The sequence below is a fragment of the Arthrobacter sp. SLBN-83 genome (assembly GCF_006715285.1).
In the GTDB taxonomy this organism is placed as follows: Bacteria; Actinomycetota; Actinomycetes; order Actinomycetales; family Micrococcaceae; genus Arthrobacter.
The window spans coordinates 423044-443869 of the sequence record NZ_VFMX01000001.1 but is presented as its reverse complement, the minus strand read 5'-3'; the positions used below and the strand labels follow the sequence as shown (position 1 = coordinate 443869).

Below are 20826 nucleotides of genomic sequence, written 5' to 3'. Positions count from 1 at the left end.
CTTGAAACTACTGGGGGAATAGCGGCCCATGACATCGCAGAACTTCCTTTCGTCCCGCACATTTGTTTCGCCACGCACTGTGCAGTCCGGCGCGGCCGTCCTTATCGTTGGGCTTGCGCTGGCTTTGTCTGGCTGCAACTCGGGCGATTCTCCCGGCCCGGGTGGCACTTCTTCTCCGGTGGCCGCCGACACACCCACCGCCACGCCCACTCCCACCCCGACGCCGAGTGCTGTGTACAAGCCGGCCGACGCGTCTGGACCCGCCCAAAATGTCCCGGTTCCGGTGCTTCCCGAGGTGGCGAAGACGGAGACGAAGGAAGGGGCAGAAGCGTTCACGAAGTATTGGTTCTCGGTTCTGAGTTACGCATACGAGACGGGGGACACTGATGCACTCTCAAAGCTTTCCAATTCTCAGTGCGCATTCTGTCAAGGGCTCGTGGCTGACATTGAAGCCGCCTGGGCTGAGGGCAAGTGGATATCTGGCGGCCAGATAGAAATTCCGGTTGCGACCGCAAAACCTTCTACTGACGGCACCACGCAGGTAGTTCTGCAGGTACTGCAGAAGGAACTCGTAATTCACAACCCAGATGGAAGCCCCTACCAAGAGAAGACGCCAGCTACGAATTCCGGCAGCGTAGCGATGGTGCGATTCGCCAGCTCTGCTTGGGTCGTCAATGATCTAGGGCTGATCCGGTAGCCGTGGCTTACTTAGGTAGGGGCATCGGAATCCTCGCCTGCTGTCTGGTGTTCTTGACAGCTTCTCTCCTCTCGGCCTACGCCGAAGATGGATCAAAACCGAAGCCACGAATCGGTGGGGGATTTGTGGACTCCGGGCTCAAAATGGGGGCCGATGACTGGGTACCTGATGAGGCAGGCCAATTTGTTCACGCTGAACCTGGCGCCGTAACCACTGACCCCAACGAGTACAAGTACGAACTCCAATGCCACCTCGGCGGGGGCGACTTCGACACTCCTTGCCTTGCCCGCCAGCTCGACTGCAAGGATCGGGAAGACGGCGCCAAGGGCATCCCTGTCATGTGGCTGTCCCGGCCACGGGGCGTGCCGGGTGCGGTTTGGGCGCATCATTCGGGGCCAACCTGCCTTTACGATCCCAAGCCCGAGGACCTCCTGCCCCGCATCGCCGCAGATATCCAGCGGCAGTTCCAGAACCTGCCGGTAAGCGCCGGGAAAGTGGTGGCGCAGCCCAGCCCCAACACTCTCCGCGGCGCCGAAACGAACTTCTACGCAGAAGCGGTCGAGCAGCAGTTCGACATCACCATGTTTGGCCAAAAGGTCCATGTGGTGGCAACGCCGGTGCAGTACACATGGAACTACGGCGACGGCACCGTCTTCGGCCCCCAACCGTCCATGGGTGGGCCCCTCCCGCAGGACCGCTGGGGCGAAAAGACCCGGACCAGCCACGCTTACGCATCAACTGGTGATTTCCAGGTGGTCATGACGACGTCCTTCCAAGGCACGTATTCGGTGAACTCCGGGCCGCCGCTGCCGATCCCCGGCCAGGGACAATTCAATGCACCTCCGCAAACCATCAGCGTCTGGCGTTCGCTCACCCGCAACTACGCGGATGACTGCAACACCAATCCGCAGGGCCAGGGCTGCCCGGGTGCCGGGAGCCGCTAAGTCCAGACCGGACTGTGATCCCCGTCGCACCCGGGAAAGTACTGGAATAGTTGCACGCGCCCCACAGTTGGCAAAGGCAGTACGTCTTCAGCCTTCGAAAGGAACCGCGCATGCTGTTTTCCCCACTCACCCTTGGCGAACTTGAACTTCCCAACCGCCTGGTGATGGCACCGCTGACCCGCCTCCGCGCGGGTGAGCAGGGCATCCCGGGCCCGCTCCTCGTCGAGCACTACCGCCAGCGCGCTTCACTGGGCCTGATCGTCAGCGAAGGTATCTACCCCGTCCCTGTGGGGCAGGCCTACCCGGGACAGCCCGGCATCGTCACCCCCGAACAGGTCGCCGGGTGGAAGAAGGTTACCGACGCAGTCCACGCCGAGGGCGGCCGCATGTTCGCCCAGATCATGCACGGTGGCAGGGTTTCCCACTCTGACATCACCGGTGGCCTGCCCATTGTCGGACCCAGCGCTGTAGCGATCGACGGCGTCGTCCGGACGCCTGCGGGCAAGCAGCCGTACCCGGTGCCCCACGCCCTGTCCACAGACGAACTCCCCATGGTCATCCAGGAAATCGTCACCGCTTCGTTGAATGCCATCGAGGCAGGGTTCGACGGCGTGGAGCTGCACTCTGCGAACGGTTACCTCCTGCACGAATTCCTGGCACCGAACTCCAACATCCGCACGGACAGCTACGGCGGATCCCCGGAAAACCGCGCACGCTTCGTGATTGAAACCGTCAACGCGGTGGTGGCAGCCCTTGGCGCCAACCGCGTGGGCCTGCGGATTTCCCCCGAACACAACGTCCAGGGCATCGCCGAGACCGACGCCGCAGACGTCCGCGCCACCTACGAGGTACTCGTGGACAGCATCGCGCCGCTCAACCTTGCATACCTGAGCATCCTGCACCACGAACCTACCGGTGAACTTGTGCAGGATCTGCGCAAGCGCTTCGGGGGCACCTTCCTGGTCAACACAGGGTTTGGTGTCATCACCACCCGGGAAGAAGCGGTGAACCTGGTGGCCGAGGGCCACGCCGACGCAGTGGTGGTGGGACGGCCCGCCATCGCCAACCCGGACCTGGCCCGCCGCTGGAAGGAAAGCCTTCCGCTCAACGAGCCCGATCCGTCCACCTTCTACGCAGAGGGTGCCATCGGCTACACGGACTACCCCATGTACCAAGGCTAAACACCTCACCGGCAGCCTGGACAAAACGACGACGGCGGCACCCAATGTGGGTGCCGCCGTCGTTGGCTGTCTGGGGTGCTGGTCCCGGGCAGCGTCGCCGGAGGCCATCCGACGACCCCCAGCTGAAGACTTTTATGTGGCCCGCCGGACTCCATCGGAAGCCGGCGGTGATCAGATGCTACTCCAACGAATGGACTCTTACCAGAGCCAGTTTTGCGTCCGGCAAACCCGGCTAAAGCACAGCCTCGCGACCCGTGCCTTCCTTCATCAGCAGCCGCCCGTCCTCGATGGACACCAGCACGCTTTTGGGTTTACCGCTGACCTTGGTGATCGCCTTCAGCCCCCGGTTGGTCACTTCCACCCCCACCTGCGCACCCTTCGCCGGCAACTCCACTGATACCTCTGACGCGATGCCGAGCAGTGGATTGGTGGAGACGCCCAAATCCCTGCGCACCTCCTTGCCATTGACAGTCACGGTGATGTTGGCCTCGTCGAACCCCTCCTGGAAAACAACAAGCAGTTCCCGCATGATGGCCTCTTCCTCGAGCATCGGCGCCACTAACGGCATGTCCACTACAGCACTTCGCACGCCCCAACGGAATACCCTCCGCAACTCCGCGATATCCACATAAAAACACCCTCCTGTGGAGCCCGGCAGACCGGTAAGGCAAGATGTTCTGGTGACCCAACTGCCTGCACCTCCCGCTAATTCCGCACCCTCCCACGCTTCGGGGGAGGAGGCGGTCTTTGCCCAGATCGCCACTGAGCTGGGGGTCAAGGCGTGGCAGGTGAAGGCAGCCGTTGGCCTGCTCGACGGCGGCTCCACGGTTCCATTCATCGCCAGGTACCGCAAGGAAGCCACCGGGACGCTGGACGACACCCAGCTCCGGAACCTCGACGAGCGGCTCCGCTACCTCCGCGAGCTGGCGGACCGCCGTCGTGCCGTCCTTGAAGCGATTGAAGCGCAAGGGCAGCTGACGCCGGAACTGCGCAAGGCAATCCTGGCTGCGGATACCAAGTCACGGCTTGAGGACATCTACCTGCCGTTCAAGTCAAAGCGCCGGACCAAGGCCCAGATCGCGCGTGAGGCGGGCCTGGAGCCGCTCGCGGATACGCTGCTGAAGCGACCGGAGCTGGACCCGGAACGGGAAGCCGCGAAGTACCTCAACAATGGGCACTCCATCGACGACGCCGCTGCGGCCTTGGCAGGCGCCCGCGCCATCCTGGTGGAGCGGGTGGCCCAGGACCCGGATCTCGCGGCGAACCTGCGGGACCGGATGTGGACGCAGGGCCGGATGGTCTCGCGCGTCAAGAAGGGCAAGGAGGCGGAAGGGCAGAAGTTCGCCGACTACTTCGAGTTCGCGCAGGCGCCGGAGCGGATGCCTTCGCACCGGGTGCTGGCGCTGTTCCGCGGGGAGAAAGATGGCGTCCTTGAGTTAGACCTCGCAGAAGCAGATCCAGCGGACGACGCCGCCCTCACCGCCGCCCGCACCCGCTACGAGTCCGCGGTTGCCAGGTTCCTCGGCGTCGCCGACCGCGGCCGTCCCGCCGACGCGTGGCTGATGCAGACAGCCCAGGTGGCTTGGCGCTCCCGCGTGCTGGCCCGCCTCACGTCTGACCTTCGCGCCAGGCTGTTCGCGGCGGCGGAGGACGAAGCAGTCCGGGTGTTCGCCGCCAACCTTCGCGACGTGCTGCTGGCCGCCCCGGCCGGAAACCGCGCCACCTTGGGCCTGGACCCCGGGCTGCGTACCGGTGTGAAGGTCGCTGTGGTGGACGGCACCGGAAAGGTGGTGGCCACTGACACGGTCTACCCGCATGCTCCCGCCCGTAAGTGGGACGAAGCCCTGGCCACCCTGGTGCGTTTGGCGCGGCAGCATGCGGTCGAACTTGTCGCCATCGGGAACGGGACGGCATCGCGCGAGACGGACAAGCTGGCTGCAGAACTGATCAAGCAGCTGCCGGAGGTGGACCGGAAGCCCCAGAAACTGGTGGTGTCCGAGGCCGGCGCCTCCGTTTACTCCGCGTCAGCGCTCGCCGCCGCCGAACTGCCGGGAATGGATGTCTCCCTGCGCGGCGCCGTCTCCATTGCGCGCCGCCTGCAGGATCCGCTCGCCGAACTCGTCAAGATCGATCCCAAGTCCATCGGCGTGGGCCAGTACCAGCACGACGTCACAGCGTCGAAGCTGGACCGGAGCCTTGATGCAGTGGTGGAGGACTGCGTGAACGCCGTGGGAGTGGACGTCAACACCGCGTCGCCTGCGCTGTTGAGCCGGGTTGCCGGCGTCGGGCCGCTGCTGAGCGAAAACATCGTGGCCTATCGGAACGAACATGGCCCCTTCAACAAGCGGACCGACCTCAAAAAGGTGCCGCGTTTAGGCGCCAAGGCATTCGAGCAGTGCGCTGGCTTCCTTCGAATTACCGGGGGAGCGGAGCCACTCGATGCGTCGAGCGTGCACCCGGAGGCGTACGCGGTGGCCCGGAAGATTCGCGCTGCTGCCGGGTCAGCGCCGGTGTCCTCCCTGGACCCGCAAGAGTTTGTGGACGACATCTTTGGCCTTCCCACCGTCCAGGACATCCTCGTTGAGCTGGACAAACCGGGCCGGGACCCCCGCCCCGCCTTTGCTGCCGCCACCTTCTCGGAGGGGATTGAAAAGATCTCGGACCTGCGGCCGGGCATGATTCTTGAGGGAACGGTGACCAACGTTGCGGCGTTCGGCGCGTTCGTGGACGTGGGCGTCCACCAGGACGGGTTGGTGCACGTCTCTGCCTTGGCGAACCGCTTCGTGTCCGATCCGCGCGAGGTGGTGAAATCCGGTCAGGTGGTCAGTGTCAAAGTCCTGGAGGCTGACCCGGAGCGGAAGCGCATCTCCCTGACGCTAAGGCTCGATGACGAACCAGCCGGCGGCGGTGCAGGTTCCGGACGGCGCGGAGGACATGGCACTGCAGGGCCTGTGGGTGCAGGACCTGGTGGCGCAGGACCTGGTGGTGCCGGACAGGACAGGCAAGGCAACCGCGGGGGAGCGGGTGGCCAAAGGGTTGAGCGCGCCGGACGCCAGGACCGGCAACAGCAAGGGAAGCAGTCTCCGCGTGCTGCCGGCGGTGATCACCGTTCCGCCCCAAAGCCTCAGCCCGTCAACACCGCAATGGCAGAGGCGCTGAGGAAGGCCGGGCTGGGCAAGTAGTTGGCCGGGCTTTTGGCCGGGGCGGCTTTTCTGCAAGGGTGGGGTATGACCTATTTCCTGGAGTACACCGTTCCTGCCGCCCCCGGCGAGGCCGAGTTCGAGTTCCCGCACGACGAGATCCAGTCCGGAACCACGGTCCCGCTCACTCAGACCAACGCCGAAGTGGTGCACACGCCGAGTCTGCCGGCCCGCGCCGGTATCGTCGGCGCAACCGTGCCCGAGGCGAAGCTGGAGGCTGAGCAGTTGATCACCCACAGCCGGGCATCGGAAGCGTCCCTGTACTTCGACCCGTCCAACTCCCTGCAGGCGGGCGTGGGCACCCTGGTGAGCACTTTCACGGAGGGCCGGGGCTGGCAGGATGCCCAGGGCGCACCCGACCCCCAAGACGCAACCTTTTAGCCGCCTGTTCCCAGCAGACGAGGCCTGCCGAATCTGGTCCGGACTCCTGGCGAGTACAGGACAGATTCCGGCGGCCCGCTCACGCTGATGCCGGCAGCTTGGACCAAGCGGTCGCTGAGCCGGTGGACATCTGCGCTAAAGAGTGGCCACTCCTGGTGGGTATTCGGAACATATATGGTTCTGCCGTCCAAGCGGCCATGCATTCCGAACCTCGCGGTAAGGAAGATCGACAGTGGATCGGTGGCGGCGGTATCCAGTCTGGGCACCACGCCGAAGTGGCTTCGGGCAGCGTTGGCACCGAACCGGTGCACGGAATAGCCAACAGGTAATCCACGCGTGCCGGCAGCACTCCTCCGGTGGTTGCCACGCTGGCGTCCGTCATGACCGTCCAGAAAGGGCGGCCATTGCCGGATACGTGACCAGACGTAGGGAATCCCAACTGCCCGCGTTGCGATGACGACTGGGAGTCGGTTAGCGTCCAGGCTCAGGAACACCACGCCGCGGGTCCCGTCCGGCTCCCGCGAGTAAAGCCTGACGTTGACCTCATTGAAGCTTCCCAAGTAGGCGATGCCGGGGCCGTGGCCAAGCCCCGCCTGCACCATGCGAAATCCAATGAGCCCAACCCAGGAACTGCCGTCGAACACATCCGGTTGAACCCCAGTCGGCATGAACTTCGCCGCCAATGCCTCGGGAATTCGCCAGTGGAGGAAGACGGCGTCAAGCCACCGCTGGTCGGAGAACACCGGCCTTGGTAATTCCGGCGGACGCGGCCACAGTGCTGCGGCGCTCAGGTTCCCCGTCAACTTTCAACCACTCCTTCCCTCAGTCCAGCCGCTGACGCTTGCAGTTGGCAAGCTGCGGGTTTCACCTAGTTCAAGGGCCGCGTATTCTCAGGAAGCTGGCCGCCCGCGAGCAGTTCTGCGGCTGCGTCGGCGAGGGCTGTCAGGGCCACCCTCTGCGTCCATGGACCGTACGAGATGCGCGCAACGCCCAGTTCCTGCAGCTTGGCCGGCGGCAGGGAACCGGGGACATTGATGACAGAGATTTTGTTCCAGCCGATGCCCTCAACCAGCGCTGTGACCGTGGGCTTGTCCAGGAGTCCCGGCACAAAGACAGTGGTGGCGCCTACGTCCAGGAACGCCCTGCCGCGTTCGATGGCGTCGGAAAGTACATCTTCGAACGCACGGTCCTGGCCCTTCAGAAATGCGTCGGTGCGGGCGTTCAGGACGAAATCAATTCCTTCGGCAGCGCCAGCGTGAACAACAGCTGCCATCTGGTTTACGGCGTCTGTCAGCGGGCGCATCTGGTCTTCAATGTTTGCGCCGACGATGCCCACTCCGATCGCCTTCCGGGTGGTTTCACCCGGATTTCCGTACCCGGATTCAAGGTCAGCGCTGACTGGCAAATGCGTGGCTGCGGCGATTCGGCCCACAAAGCTGATCATCTCGTCGACGGGAATGTTCTCACCATCCTCGTAGCCCAGAGTTGCCGCGATTGAGTGGCTTGCTGTCGCGAGGGCTTTGGTTCCGGGGACATCCGTAATCACTTTGGCGGTGATGGCATCCCAGACGTTGACCACCTGAAGGATCTCAGGAGCTTGGTGAAGGCTCAGCAGTTCGGTGGCTTTTGCACTGTTGGGTTCAGTCATGGGTGAAGCCTAACCGACGGCTACGGGTGGTTATTAGTCCCGTGGGTGGGGTGGTGGGGGTGGTTTGAAGTAGTGGTTTTGTTGGGGTGTTTGGTTGGGGTCGAGGTGGGGTGGGGGGATGAAGGTGGGTGTGCCGTGGGTGGTGGTGATTTTCCATTGTTCTTTGTGGATGAGGTGGTGGTGATGGCTGCAGAGCAGGACGCCGTTGTTGGTGGTGGTGGGTCCGCCGTGTGACCAGTAGGTGATGTGGTGGGCTTCGCACCAAGGGGCGGGAATGGTGCAGTTGGGGAAGGCGCAGCCTTGGTCTCGGGCGGTGAGGGCCAGGCGTTGGGCGGGGGTGAAGAGCCGGGTTTTGCGGCCGAGGTCGAGGATTTCGCCGCGGGTGCCCAGGAGGGCGGGGATGATGTCGGCGTCGCAAGCGGTTTTGCGCAGGGTGGTGGCGGCGACGGGCCCGGTGAACATGAATGCTCCGGTCCCGGTGGAGGTCCCTGTCTGGGCTTCCGGGGCGGTTTCCGGTTCCGCTTGTGAGTGCGTTCGGGCCTCTGATCCTGGTTCTGTTTTCCCGGATGTGGTGCCGGTGGTGTGAGGGAAGAGGTCTTGGTAGTGGATGGTGGCGATGATTTGGGGTCGGTTGCCGCCGGTGGTGGGCAGGGTGTTGGTGGTGAGGGCGGCTTTGGCGGCGCTGACGAGGCCGTCGAGTTGTTTTTGGGCGCGGGTGCGCCGGTCCAGGTCCGGCAGGGCGGTGTGCTCGGTGGCGTTGCCTGCCGGTGTGCTGCCTCCGGTGCCGGTACCTGTCCCTCCGCTGCCGCCACCGCTGCCGCCGCCCGTGCCCGACCCCTCTGCAGTGCCAGTGGCCGTGCACATGCCGGTGTTGGGGGTGGTGGTGCGGGGGTTCGTGGCGGTGTTCATGACGGTGAGGAGGTGTTCGTATTGGTCGGTGGTGGCGAAGATTTCGACGCGGTGCAGGCCATGGCGGGGTTTGCGGATGAAAGCGCCTTGGGTGTGGCGGAGGGTTTCTTCGGTGGGTTCGGTGCCGTCGGCGTCGATGGTGTCCATCCAGCGTTGGGCCAGGCGGGTGAGGAAGTCGGGGTCGCAGCTGGTGGCGGCGGTGGTGAGGTGGTGCTCGATCCGGTCGAGGATCTCTTCGGTGGTGTGGTGTTGGAGCCGGTCGAGGGTGGCGGTGATGATGGTCGCTGCGTGTGAGGACACCGCCGGGTCCTGGGCCGTCCAGGATTCCGTGCCGGTCCCGGTGCTGGTGGGGGCATCAGTGCCGGCGGGTGTGAGGGCGGCGGCGAGGTGTGGCCGGGTTGGTGTGAGTGGTTCGCCGGTGATGGTGGTGCCGGGCAGTGCGTGCTGGGCGAGGGTGAGGCGGCGGCGGGCTTCGCGGATGGGGACTTGCAGGCGTAGGCGGAGGAACTCTGCGGTGTTCCGGCAGCCGTCATCGGCCGGGGACACCACCACGGGGCGCATCAGGCCTCGTGTGGAGGGCGGGCCGGGCCAGTTGGCGTCGGTCTCGCTTACCGCGCCGGTCCCGGTAGAAGTCCCGGTCGCGCACGCTGTGCTGGTCTGGTCCAAGGCGCCGGTTCCGCTGGCTGTTGCTGGGGTGGTGTTGAGGGTTTCGATGCCGTTGGCGTCCCAGCCGGTGATCCAGCCCCCGGACTGGCCTTTCCGGGACCGGGTTGCGCGGGTTTTGGCTGTGGCGGCGTCGTTGATGGCCTGGGTGCGGGTCCGGTCCACGGCACCGGCGGCCACGAGTTGGAGGTACTCCACGGAGCGGGCGAGGCCCTCGATCCGGGCGGCGTAATCGGCGGCCTCGACATAGGATGCCGTTGCGAGCATGTCCGGGGCGGCCAGGGCGGCGGCCGCCAGCTGTGCGGCCAGCTCGTCCAGCACGTCCTGCCCACCGGGCCCGGAAGCCGATGCCTGCAAAGGACCTGCCAAAGGATCCTCACTGGGGACCGGGTGAAGGTGGGCCGGGCGTGGCGGCCAACTGCCGGCGTCATACGCCTCACCAAGATCTTCCCCAATGGCCTCCATAACCCCACTCTGCCAGCCACCACTGACAATCAAGAGACCCCAAAACCCCTATGTGGAAAAGCTGGGCAAGTGGTGTTTAGGCCGCGGAAGCTGTGGAGCCGGAACGGGCCGCAGGTGCTTCCTTTTGCCATGGCCAGCGCCCCGTGATTTCCAGCTCCAGCGAGAAGCTGAGGAACGTCCGGATCAACACGATGATGGCCAGCACCCCGACGCTGACGAACGTCGGCGTTACGGCAACGGTGCGGATGATATCGGCAGCGACGAGCAGTTCAAGGCCCAGCAGGATGGACCGGCCAAGCAACTGGCGGTAGGAGCGATAGAAGCTCAGTTTCTCCGCCCCCGCTGGAAGCTGCCGCGGCTGGTGGCCACGGATTGCCATCGGGAGGGAAACCACCGCCCCGATCACCATGACCGCAACGCCTGCAAAGTCAACCAGTTGCCCAACTGTCTCAATGATCTGCCGAAATTCCATGCCCTGCCTCAACTCAGGCCAGGCCTCCCCATAACCAGCCTGGCAGCGATCAAGGAACGGCGGAGTCGCTCATGGATGGCGTACGCCGTTCCCCGCTATAACCTCCCTGTACCCTTCCCGGAAAGTGGGAAACGTGAAGGCAAACCCGGTGCTGCGAAGGAGATGGTTGCCGCAGCGCTTATTGCCCCCGCGGGCGGGTCCGGCGTCGCCCACGCGGGGTGAAGGAAGGCCCAGTTCGGCAGCCAGGAAGCGCAACACGGTTCCCAGATCTGCCGGCTCGTTGTCCACGCCTACATATATGGGCCCGGGCGCGGCATCCATTGTTGCCAGGTGCACCAGGGCCGCCGCGGCGTCGTCCCGGTGGATTCGGTTGGTGTAGCACACGTCCCCAGGAATCACCGCCGAGCCCGACTTCACCTGGTCGATCAACCGTGTCCGGCCTGGCCCGTAGATACCGCCCAGCCTGAGCGAGGTGCCCACGGAACCGGTGCCGGCAAGCCTGGCCTGCAGAAGGTCTTCGGCCTCCATCAGCACGCGGCCGGAGAAACCACCGGGGTTGGGCGGCGTGGTTTCATCCACCCACCCGCCGTCCGCGTCGCCGTACACGGCGGTGGACGAGACGAAGATGATGCGGCGAGGCACCACTCCATCGCGTTCGAGTGCGTTCAGAACGTTTGCCGCTCCGCGTACATACGCGGCGCGGTATGCCTCCTCCGTGGGGGAGTCGGCAGCCACGGCAATCACGACGGCGGAGGTATCCACCGGGACCGGCGGCAGGTCCGGAGACGCCAGGTCAGCCGCGGCACCTTCGATGGCTGCCGGCAGTTTTGCGGGCGAGCGGCGCCACCCGACAACACGGTGGCCTGATGCGGCGAACCGCAGACCCGCCTCGGTGCCCAGATCGCCGCAGCCGGCCAGGAGAATCGTCATGGCCTACGGGGCCTCCACCGGGAAGAACACGCGGGGGTCCTGCAGCAGCGCCGGGTACGTGAACGCGGACCGGTCGATGATTTCCGTGACCTCGAAATTCCTGCCAAAACGGCCGTCATCGAGGGTGATGGGGCGGCCCACCACCTGTCCGACAGCGAACCTGGCCCCGTTCTCGAACGGAACCGCTACCGGAGTCTTTCCAGGAAGGGTCCGGAACGCTTCCTCCTGCGCCAGCCGCTTGCGCGTGGGCTTCTTCGCCTGGGGCTTGGGCGGGGCCTTCTTCGGCGCCCGGGACGGCCTGCGGGAGCCGTCGTCCACATAAACGGGGGAGTAGCCGTCGTCGCCCGTGGACATGGCTGCCGCGGCAGCAGCGGCGCGGTTCACCGGGGGAAGCGCCACCGTGGTGAGGGACTGGGGGTCGACGTCGTCGTGCGGTTCCCGGAGGATCCACAGGATGTCCCCTTCCGGCTCCTCCGGCAGGAACTCGTGCCGGGGCTCGGGCCAGACGTAGTCCATGTCCGGAATCGCATCCGGGAACACCGGGGTGTAAAACTTTGGTTCCTTGTGGACCAGCTTGGAACGGTGGCTCAGGTGGAAGTCCGGATCACCAAGCCACGGCGGCATGACGATCTTGGCGGCATAGTCCGGGTGGGCTGCCTGCGGTGCGAACTCCGCAATGTTGGCGCGGGTGTTGTCAGGGTGGCCGCGCTCGGTCCATTCGTCCACCATCGCCAGCCCGTACATGGTGAGGGCGGGCACGTGGCCCATCCACATCCGGATCGCCGGGTGGGTCTGCCAGCCGTAGCCCGGGATCACCAGGGCGCGGAGGGTTTGCAGCGCTTCGACCCGCTGCTTGCCCAGCCGCGCGGTGTCCAATGCTGCGGCGCTTTGGCGGAAGTCAGGGTACGGGAGAAAGGTTTGCATCCATTCAGTCTGACGGTCGCCGGCGGAACTGCCAATTGCTGTGCCTGCGGCCACAAGCTGGGCGTGCCGGTGTCCAAATAATGGACGCCTGCATACGGCTTTCAGGTTAAACCACTAAGATCACCGCAACCACCCCCGCATTTTGGAAGCTCTCTCATGACATCTACACCTGACACAGCCGTCACCCCCGCCCGCACTGCCCTGCCCCGCTACGGACAAATGCTCGGCCCGGAAGCCCAGGGCGTCCTGGTTCTCGACGAATTCATTATCGATCCCGCCGCGGCGCGCAAGGACCAGCACCGCTTCCGTGACGGCATGGCTGCCGTCGCCCGGACGGTCCGCCGCATTGCCGCCCTCCGCGTGGTCATCGCACTGATAGCCATCGCCAACCTGCCCCTGTTCCTTCTTTCCAGCGGCTGGTGGATCTACGGCGTTTCGCTCACCCTGGTCGTCGCAGTCCACACAGCAGTGACCCTGCTCAACCGGCACGAGCCGCGGCTCAAGCAGCGGTCAGCGCTGGAGCTGCACATGCACCGCGAACGCAGCGTCAACTACCGCAAGGTGCGCGACGCCGTGAAGTACATGATCGACACACCCAGCCGCATGAACGAGCACCTTTACCTGGAGCTGCTCGCCGTCAAGCGGGTCGCCCTGAACCTGGCGCACGGCACCGTGGCGCTGCTGGACACCAGCGACGACTCCGCCTGGAAGGTGCGCATCGTCCGCGAGTTGCCCGTCAGCTGACCGCCCACCACGGCAGCGGCTAAGGAATTAAAAGAACGACGCCGGCACATCCCTTGTGGGGGTGTGCCGGCGTCGTTATTTGGTCAACGGAATTTGTCTATCGCCGACCTGTCTGTGTCGCCTTGGAAAAGGCGGAGCGCCCGGAGGCGCCACTGGTGCTGAGTCCGCTGTTACGCGGGAAGCTGGATGACCTGGCCCGCGAATACCAGGTTCGGGTCTGCAATGGTGTCCAGGTTGGCGTCCGCAAGGTGCTGCCAGCCGCCCTGGATGCCCAGCTTCTGGGCAACGATGCTCAAGGTATCTCCGGCCTGGAGGGTGTAGGTCTCGCCGCTGAGGGCAACGGAGGTTGCGTGCCGCGGGGCCGGTGCCTGCTGGACCGGAGCGCTCTGGACCTGCGTGGCCTGGACGGGTGCACTCTGGACCGTGGCGCTCTGGACGGGTGCGCTCTGGACAGGCGCACTCTGGACGGGGGCTCCGCCGCCACCGCTCAGTCCGAGCTGGGATGAGCAGGACGGCCATGCGCCCCAACCCTGGGAAGCCTGGACCCGCTCGGCTACCGCGATCTGCTGTTCACGGCTGGCGTTCTGGGGAGACCCGGTTCCGCCGTAGGCCGACCAGGTGCTGGCGGTGAACTGCAGGCCGCCGGAGAAGCCGTTGCCCGTGTTGATGGACCAGTTGCCGCCGCTCTCGCACTGGGCCAGCGCGTCCCAGGTGGACGTGGGTGTCGCTGCGTTGGCCGCCGTTGCGGAAAGGGCCAAACCTGCCGCGGAGACGGCGGCCAGGGTGACTCCGCGGCGTGCGGCAGTACGGAATTTGGTGTTTTTCATGGTGGTGATGCTCCTGAAGGCCACCGGCGCTGGCTCCGTCCCCGGAGATTGTCGCGCCACTGCCCGCCCCTGACGAATAGAGGTCACTATCGGTGGCTGCCGCTGGGCAGTTCTGGTGGAGGCAGCACCGGGCAATCAAAAAGCCCGCCGAACGGGCATGCATTTCACGCTAGGACATCATCCGGCCGTTATCAAATCGAGATTGAAGTCGGCGTGTTGGGTGTGGCATGAAGCACGGTAACGGCGGGTTCACAGAGATGCGGGTTTCCCGAACAGGCGCGAAACCGGGAGGGGCACTATCCTGACCGGATGGACAACTTTGCCGGCGGCAGCAGCGCGCCCGAAACCGAAACGGAACCCGCGGAAACTGAGGTTCCCGCCAAGCCCCTTCCGGTGGCCGAACTGCACCTGCACATCGAGGGCACGCTGCAGCCTGAGCTCATCTTTGCCCTGGCCGAGCGCAACGGCATAACGCTGCCGTATTCCGGGCTGGATGAACTGCGCCAGAAGTACGAGTTCACCGATCTGCAGTCCTTCCTGGACCTCTACTACGCCAATATGGCAGCACTCCAAACCGAGCAGGACTTTGCGGATATGACCCGCGCCTACCTGGAGCGGGCAGCCGCCGCAGGGGTCCGGCACGCCGAAATCATGATGGATCCGCAGGCGCACCTCTCCCGCGGCATCCCCCTCGAGGCGTGCGTCAAAGGCGTGGCTTCGGTGCTGGCAACCTCCGAGGAGGAGTATGGAATCTCCACCATCCTCATCGCGGCCTTCCTGCGCGACCTGCCGGAGGACTCGGCACTGGAGGTCCTGGGCCGGTTGCTGGCCATGAACGCACCCATCGGCGCCATCGGCCTCGACTCGGCCGAAGTGGGAAACCCGCCGTCCAAGTTCGAGCGGCTGTACGCGAAGGCACGTGAAGCAGGCCTGCGGTTGACGGCGCACGCGGGGGAGGAAGGCCCGGCGTCGTACATCACTGAAGCCCTGGACCTCCTGGGTGTGGAACGGATCGACCACGGCATCCGCTGCATGGACGATCCCGACCTCGTGGAGCGCCTGGTGGACGCCCGGATTCCCCTGACCGTCTGCCCCCTGTCCAACGTCCGGCTCCGTGCCGTGGACACCCTGGCGGATCATCCACTGCCGGCCATGCTTGCGGCGGGCCTCAATGTTTCGGTCAACTCGGACGATCCCGCCTACTTCGGCGGCTACGTGGATGACAACTTCGAGCAGCTGACCGCCGTGTTCGACCTCTCCGATTTTGACAAGGCGCGGCTGGCAGCGAACTCGATCCACTCCTCCTTCGCTTCCGAAGAGCGCAAGGCGGAACTGCTGGCCGAACTCAACGGCAGGGAAGTGTCCGACTGACGGCTGCTGTGTCGGGGGCAACAGCCGGGCTTTCTGCCCGGTAAACTAGGTGCCGCAGGCGTGTCTGGGGAGTGCAAGGCAGCACCCATGTCAGCGCTTGAGGGTTATGCAGACAGCCCTTACCCGAGACCTCCGCCTCACTTGCGGCACCATCCGCTTCACAGTCGGTCACGACACGCAGAGTTAACCAATTAAAGTCGCGCGATTTAATGGGCAGTTGGCAAGATGCCTAAGACCGATCGCTTTTATATAAGGGGAATCATGGCCAAGTCCACCGCAGAAAACACTTACCTTCGGCTCAAGACCGTGCTGGATGTCCTGACCGAAGGCGTGTGGTCCGGCGATGCGCTGAATGCTGGCCAGGTCCTGGCGGAAGCAACTGCCCGCGTGCCGTTCAACGAGCATGAGGCCGAACTCCTCAGCGGCGGCATCCCTCGGGGTCACAAGACCCTCACCTCGGCAACCGCCAAGCTGGTCAAGGCGGGCTGGCTGATCAAGGGCCGCTCGGGCTGGACCATCACCGAGGATGGCATGCGCGCCACCGTTGCCTTCCCGGACGTGGATTCCTTTGCAGCAGCGCTCGACGCCGGCACCCCGGTCCCTGCCGACATCCCCGTTCCCACGGCTCCCGAGGGCTTTGTCCGCCCGGTTTCCGCAGCCGCGGCAACGCTGGAGGTCCCGGCCAAGGAAGCAGCACCGAAGAAGACCGCCAAGAAGGCTCCCGCGAAGAAGGCAGCCTCCGCTGTGGGCAAGGCAGCTAAGGCGCTCGAAGACGCCGTGGAGCCCGTGGTGAAGGCCGTCCGCAAGGGCAAGTCTCCCGCCAAGGACAAGGCCGAAGCTGTTGCTGCCCCTGCTGGAACCTCAACGGCGGCCGGCGCTGCTGAGCCGTTCGAGGGCCCTGACGTTGAGACCCTGCCGCAGCCCGAGGCTGTGGCCGTGGTGGGTGACTTCAACACCATCCTGGGCGCGCCTGAGGACTGGGCGCCGCAGTACGACGAAGCCCAGATGGAGTTCGACTTCCTGGACCAGCTGTGGAAGAAGAGCGCCGAGCTTCCTGCCGGCTACTACACCTTCAAGATCGCCCTCAACCGTTCGTGGGATGAGAACTACGGCGCCTTCGGCACGTTCGACGGCCCCAACCACGAACTGCACCACGCCGGTGGCACCGTGACCATCCGCTACAACCACGCCACCCGCGATATCACCATCAACTAGGCGTTGAGTGCCCAACCGGGCAGCGGTTACTGTCGTTCGACACTCACAACGGCACCTGCTGCTACCTGGTTGGGCAGGCCGATGTTTCCTTAGGAGGCCCGGCATGGGCAGGCATGAACGCACGCAGGACGGCCCAACCCAGGACAGCGTGCGGCTGGACGCCCGGGTGTTCGGCATGGTTCAAGGTGTGGGCTTCCGTTACTGGACGATGGGTACGGCGGAGGACCTCGGACTGTCGGGTGAGGTGAAGAACCTCGACGACGGTTCGGTATCCGTGGTTGCCGAAGGGCCCCAGCCACAGGTACGCAAACTGCTGGATTGGCTGAACTCGGACCGCACTCCCGGCCGGGTGGAGCGGGTGGACAGCTCGGTGTCCGAAGCCGGCGGAAAATACCGCGGCTTCGGGGTGGGCTGACCGGCCCGGGCTTTGCTCCAACCACGCCCGCTCGCCCAACGAGGCCCCGCCCGCCCAACGAGGCCCCGCTAACCCGGAGTCGTTTACCGAAGGCGGCTCCTCCCCCTGACCGCACTCCGATGGCTATTCCCGCGGGCTGAGGCCGATGAACGCACCCAGTTCCTCCAAGGCCGCGGGCTTGTGCGGCATGTAGCTGGTGAGTTCGGGGGACCGGACGATGACTGCGCGCCACTGGCCACGGGAAACCGCAACGTTAATGCGGTTCCGGTTCAGCAGGAACTCTGCGCCCCGGGGTGCCTCGGCCACAGCAGAGCACGCCATCGAAACAAACACCACGGGCGCCTCCTGGCCCTGGAACTTGTCCACCGTGCCCACGCGAACCTTCGGCAGTCCAGCCTCTGACAGATGCCTTCGGATCAGGTGGACCTGGGCGTTGTACGCGGCCACCACCAGCAGGTCCTGCTGCTCCAGCGGCCGCGCTTCGCTGCCGGCGCCGGCAGTCCACTTCAGGCCCAGATGGCGTTGGGCCTGCCGCACCACTTCCTCGGCCTCTTCCTTGGAAGCCGTAGTGTTGCCGGTGTGGTTGACGAGGACGGTCTCCACCCCGGGTGCCACCCGCTCCAGTTCGCGGTGGGCCGTGGCCGGAGCCGACTTCAGCTTTCCCTCGTAGCTGAGGTTGGATACGGCGCGGCACAGTTCCGGATGCATGCGCCAGGTGTCGGCGAGGAAGTAGCCCAGGGCCGCGGGAAGCGTAGCGTGCCCGGCGGCCAGCCAGCCGAGGGCCGATTCATCCACCGGTTCCGGGTGGGCGCCCTGGGAGACCTGCGGGAGTTGCTGGGGGTCGCCCAGAAGGAGCAGCCGCTTCGCCGCGCGGGACACCGCGAGCGTGTTGGCCAACGAGAACTGGCCGGCCTCGTCGATGACCAGCAGATCCAGCGACCCCGGCGGCACCTCCTTGCCGGTCATGACCCATGCCGTACCGCCCACCAAGCACCCGCCCGGAGAGGCCAGCAGGCGCGCCACATCTCCGTCAGCGGTCAAACTCCACGGGACCTCGTGGGGGTCTTTCAGCTTCTTGGCCACACAGGACGGATCGACATCACCGTCCTCGATGGCGCGGCATAGCAGGTTCTCCACCACGTTGTGCGACTGGGCCACCACGCCGATCTTCCAGCCTTCGGCGACGAGCCTGCCAATGACATGGGCGCCGACGTAGGTCTTGCCCGTTCCCGGAGGCCCCTGCACCGCCAGGTAGGAGTGGTCCAGGTCCCGCAGGGATTCAGTGATGGCGCCTGCGTAATCCGCCGTGCCATCGTTGCCGTGCCGTACCTCAGCAGGTCCCCGGAGAGAGCGGAACCGCGGTGGCAGCTTCCGCAGGATGTCCAGGCCGGGTTGCGCGGGGAGGGACGGCAGTGTGGAGCCGACGGCACGGGCTAGTTCAGCAATTGCTGCCTCGATACTGACGGTGGCCACCGGTTGGTCCTCCGTCAGGGCCACCGGTATGTGTGAATAGGCGGCAACCTTCTTGGACTCCCGCTCCGAAATAGTGATGATGGTGTGTTCCGGATTGTCGGGAGCTGCCCATAGGTCATCAATGCGGGTCTTGAAGGTGTAGGCCCGTGCGCCGGGTGCCGCATTGGGGGCGGCCATGCCGTCCGGCGCCGGGGGATCGTACAAGCGGCACCAAGTGGAGTCGGCACGGAAATCAGATCCCTCGGTCATGGTGCCGCGAAGCTTCAGGACCCGCGTGCGCATCTTTTCCGTCGCCTTCGCCAGCGCCCAGTCGGAGGAAACTTCGGCCGATTCAACGACAAAGACGTTCCGTTGGCCGGACCAGTTGTCCACCGGCGCCTCGACCCGGTCGAAGTGCTGCCACCAGAACTGCTTGCGTTCGCGCCGGTGATAGCCTGTGGCGGCTGCCACCATGGCGATGGCACGTTCGTCATCAGTCCAGGGGCGGTTGTCCGGCAGGGCAGCCAGGTACTCGCGCAACCTGCCCTCCTCCGGTGTCTCCTCGGCAGGAACCGCGTCGCCACCAGCATCTGCGGCAATCCCGGGTAGCCCGCCCGGGCCGGCCTCCGGACCAATTGCGGCTGCATCAAGCCCGCCTTCATCCATCCCGCCTGCTGTCCGGCCGCGCTCCTGCGAAGCACTGGCATCCTCTCCCAGCTGGAGCAGCCAGTCCCGCAGCCGCAGCGTGGAGAGGCAGTCGTACTGGTTGTAGTCGGAGATGGAAGCCAGGATGGCATCAGCGTCCTCGCGGCGCCCTTCATCACGGGCGGCGCAATACGCGGCGTAGGCCACCACCGAGGCGCCCGCGTCCTTGACGTCCCCGGACCGCAGGTTGTCTCCCATGTAGAGCGGTTCAAGCTTCTTGATGGAGTACGACGCCTCTGAAATCCGGATGGAATGCCGCACCGTGGCGTAGAGGTCAACCAGCAGCCCCTGCCGCAGCCAGTCATCCACTCTGTCCTCTCCGGCCTGGTGGACCAGGGAAAGATTTCGCAGTGCCGTCTTTTCGTACGGGGCGTAGTGGTAGACGTGCATGTCCGGGTAGGTGGCACGACGCTTCTCCACGTAGTCCAGGAAGTCGAGGAAGGCGCGGCGTTCCCCGGAGCGGGAGTGTGCCCAAAACGGACGGAACACCGGATCGCCTTCGACCCCCGGCACGGGGGCCTCGATGACGCCAAAGAGGTACTCGATGCCCCAGGCACCGGTGGCGGGATCCTGCCACAGCGGATCGCCCTCGAAGTCGAAGAAAATGTCCCCGGCACTGGGCGCCGGAAGGGACCCGATCGAATTCTCCGGAAGGACGGTGTAGGAGACCGTGTGCGGCTCACCATCCTTCACGAAGGTGCGGGATCCGGCCGCTTCATCCAGTCCCAGCTGCATGCGAGCCTGGGCACGGAGCCGGACCACGGAGTTCTTTGCTTCCGAGGCCGGCATGGCTGCCAGTTCGTCGATGGTGGTGACGTTGATTTCGTGCAGTTTCCGCCGCTGGACCACGGACATGCCGGCCACCATCAGTAGGTCCCTGTGCAGTTTGACCTGCTCCGCACAGTAGTCACAGCGCCCACAGTGCACGACGCCGGGCTGCTGCCACTGCACCCGGGCATCGCCCGCACGGTGGCCGGCCGTGAGCTGGCGGAAGCGCTGGCGCCGTTCCCGGAACACGGGCAGCAGGTCCGGCAGCGAGTGGCTGCTCCGCAGCCAGTCGTCATCCACCCGGGTGCCGAGCACGAGGGTGACCACCGGTGATGGCTCCAGCCCCATGCCCAGGAGCTGGTCGCCGTAAGCGGCAAGCTGAAGGAGGGCCCCCACCTTGGCGTGCCGGGCGAGCTTGGTGTCCCAGACCTCGTACCGCCCCGGGCTCCCCGTCCCGGCGGCCTCGTTCACCAGGAAGTCCGCGTAACCCAGGAATTCGCCGTCGAAGAAGGTGGCCTGGAACACCACGTCCGCCCCGGACCGGAGGGCGAGTTCGGTCTCCGCGTGCTTTGCCTGCAGCTCGCCGCGCAGGTTCTGGCCCCGCTCCAGCGAGTAGACGCCCGAGCCCCGGCTGGCATCCCACTCGCCGTACTTCGCCACCAGGCTGGCAAGCACGGTCTGCTCGTGCCGGTCGCCCAGCTCGCCGGCTCGCTTCTGCATTTCGTCATCAGGAAAATCTGCTTTGGGGGCACGGCCCAGCTTTTCGTCCAGGACCCGGAGCGTGCGGTACTCACACTCGGACGCAGCCACCAGGTCACTGGCCGAGAAGATCAGGTCCGGCGGCGCACTTGAGCCGGCTTCAACACCAGCGTCGAGCAAAAACACGGGTCCTCCCCAATGACAGCGGGGCCCGAA

Annotated in this window: 18 protein-coding genes; 9 read left to right on the top strand and 9 right to left on the bottom strand. The window is 65.4% G+C overall.

From position 1 onward, the window contains the following. Positions 1-28 precede the first annotated feature (28 nt). The 3 genes from FBY30_RS01970 (at position 29) to FBY30_RS01960 (ending at position 2822) form a co-directional block, all read left to right on the top strand. Positions 29-697, top strand: coding sequence for a DUF6318 family protein (locus tag FBY30_RS01970; RefSeq protein ID WP_200830617.1), 669 nt, complete (start codon positions 29-31; stop codon positions 695-697). Between the two features lie 143 nt (positions 698-840). Next, positions 841-1641, top strand: coding sequence for a hypothetical protein (locus tag FBY30_RS01965; RefSeq protein WP_142130940.1), 801 nt, complete (start codon positions 841-843; stop codon positions 1639-1641). A 110-nt stretch (positions 1642-1751) separates the two neighbouring features. After that, positions 1752-2822 (top strand): alkene reductase, encoded by a 1071-nt coding sequence (locus FBY30_RS01960; RefSeq protein ID WP_142130938.1) that lies wholly within the window; start codon positions 1752-1754, stop codon positions 2820-2822. A gap of 232 nt (positions 2823-3054) precedes the next feature. Here FBY30_RS01960 and FBY30_RS01955 read toward each other — a convergent pair whose 3' ends face one another. After that, positions 3055-3372, bottom strand: a complete 318-nt coding sequence (locus tag FBY30_RS01955) for a hypothetical protein (RefSeq protein WP_142134819.1) — start codon at positions 3370-3372, stop codon at positions 3055-3057. A gap of 130 nt (positions 3373-3502) precedes the next feature. On the opposite strand from FBY30_RS01955, the gene FBY30_RS01950 reads away from it, so the two are divergent. Then, positions 3503-6004, top strand: coding sequence for a Tex family protein (locus FBY30_RS01950; RefSeq protein ID WP_142130937.1), 2502 nt, complete (start codon positions 3503-3505; stop codon positions 6002-6004). Between the two features lie 45 nt (positions 6005-6049). After that, a complete protein-coding gene (locus tag FBY30_RS01945) occupies positions 6050-6403 on the top strand; it encodes a hypothetical protein (protein WP_142130935.1) in 354 nt (117 codons plus the stop codon). On the opposite strand, the gene FBY30_RS01940 is transcribed toward FBY30_RS01945, so the two are convergent. The 6 genes from FBY30_RS01940 to FBY30_RS01915 form a co-directional block, all read right to left on the bottom strand. Continuing rightward, a complete protein-coding gene (locus FBY30_RS01940) occupies positions 6400-7146 on the bottom strand; it encodes a YqjF family protein (RefSeq protein ID WP_327437021.1) in 747 nt (248 codons plus the stop codon). The two genes, FBY30_RS01945 and FBY30_RS01940, sit on opposite strands and share 4 nt — an antisense overlap. A 125-nt stretch (positions 7147-7271) precedes the next feature. After that, positions 7272-8051 carry an isocitrate lyase/PEP mutase family protein gene (locus FBY30_RS01935; RefSeq protein ID WP_142130931.1) on the bottom strand — a complete coding sequence of 260 codons (780 nt, stop codon included), beginning with the start codon at positions 8049-8051 and terminating at the stop codon, positions 7272-7274. A 33-nt stretch (positions 8052-8084) separates the two neighbouring features. Then, positions 8085-10088 (bottom strand): HNH endonuclease signature motif containing protein, encoded by a 2004-nt coding sequence (locus FBY30_RS01930; protein WP_142130930.1) that lies wholly within the window; start codon positions 10086-10088, stop codon positions 8085-8087. A gap of 76 nt (positions 10089-10164) precedes the next feature. After that, on the bottom strand, positions 10165-10560 hold the full coding sequence (locus tag FBY30_RS01925) for a DUF1622 domain-containing protein (RefSeq protein ID WP_142130929.1): 396 nt from the start codon (positions 10558-10560) through the stop codon (positions 10165-10167). Between the two features lie 69 nt (positions 10561-10629). Then, entirely contained in the window at positions 10630-11490 is an 861-nt protein-coding gene (locus FBY30_RS01920; protein WP_142130927.1) for an SDR family oxidoreductase, read from the bottom strand. 3 nt (positions 11491-11493) lie between these two features. Next, positions 11494-12414 carry an MSMEG_6728 family protein gene (locus tag FBY30_RS01915; protein WP_142130926.1) on the bottom strand — a complete coding sequence of 307 codons (921 nt, stop codon included), beginning with the start codon at positions 12412-12414 and terminating at the stop codon, positions 11494-11496. 156 nt (positions 12415-12570) lie between these two features. On the opposite strand from FBY30_RS01915, the gene FBY30_RS01910 reads away from it, so the two are divergent. Beyond that, a complete protein-coding gene (locus tag FBY30_RS01910; RefSeq protein WP_142130925.1) occupies positions 12571-13158 on the top strand; it encodes a hypothetical protein in 588 nt (195 codons plus the stop codon). 170 nt (positions 13159-13328) lie between these two features. On the opposite strand, the gene FBY30_RS01905 is transcribed toward FBY30_RS01910, so the two are convergent. Beyond that, positions 13329-13985, bottom strand: coding sequence for a LysM peptidoglycan-binding domain-containing protein (locus tag FBY30_RS01905; protein ID WP_142130923.1), 657 nt, complete (start codon positions 13983-13985; stop codon positions 13329-13331). Positions 13986-14294: 309 nt separating this feature from the next. Between FBY30_RS01905 and FBY30_RS01900 the strand changes: the two genes are divergently transcribed. The 3 genes from FBY30_RS01900 to FBY30_RS01890 all read left to right on the top strand — a co-directional run bounded on the left by FBY30_RS01900 (position 14295) and on the right by FBY30_RS01890 (position 16986). After that, entirely contained in the window at positions 14295-15356 is a 1062-nt protein-coding gene (locus tag FBY30_RS01900) for an adenosine deaminase (RefSeq protein ID WP_200830616.1), read from the top strand. Between the two features lie 261 nt (positions 15357-15617). After that, complete coding sequence (locus tag FBY30_RS01895; protein ID WP_142130922.1) at positions 15618-16571, top strand: pullulanase X25 domain-containing protein; 954 nt, start codon at positions 15618-15620, stop codon at positions 16569-16571. A gap of 103 nt (positions 16572-16674) precedes the next feature. Continuing rightward, positions 16675-16986, top strand: a complete 312-nt coding sequence (locus tag FBY30_RS01890; RefSeq protein ID WP_142130921.1) for an acylphosphatase — start codon at positions 16675-16677, stop codon at positions 16984-16986. Positions 16987-17109: 123 nt separating this feature from the next. On the opposite strand, the gene FBY30_RS01885 is transcribed toward FBY30_RS01890, so the two are convergent. Next, positions 17110-20796, bottom strand: coding sequence for a TM0106 family RecB-like putative nuclease (locus FBY30_RS01885; RefSeq protein ID WP_142130920.1), 3687 nt, complete (start codon positions 20794-20796; stop codon positions 17110-17112). Between the last annotated feature and the right edge of the window lie 30 nt (positions 20797-20826).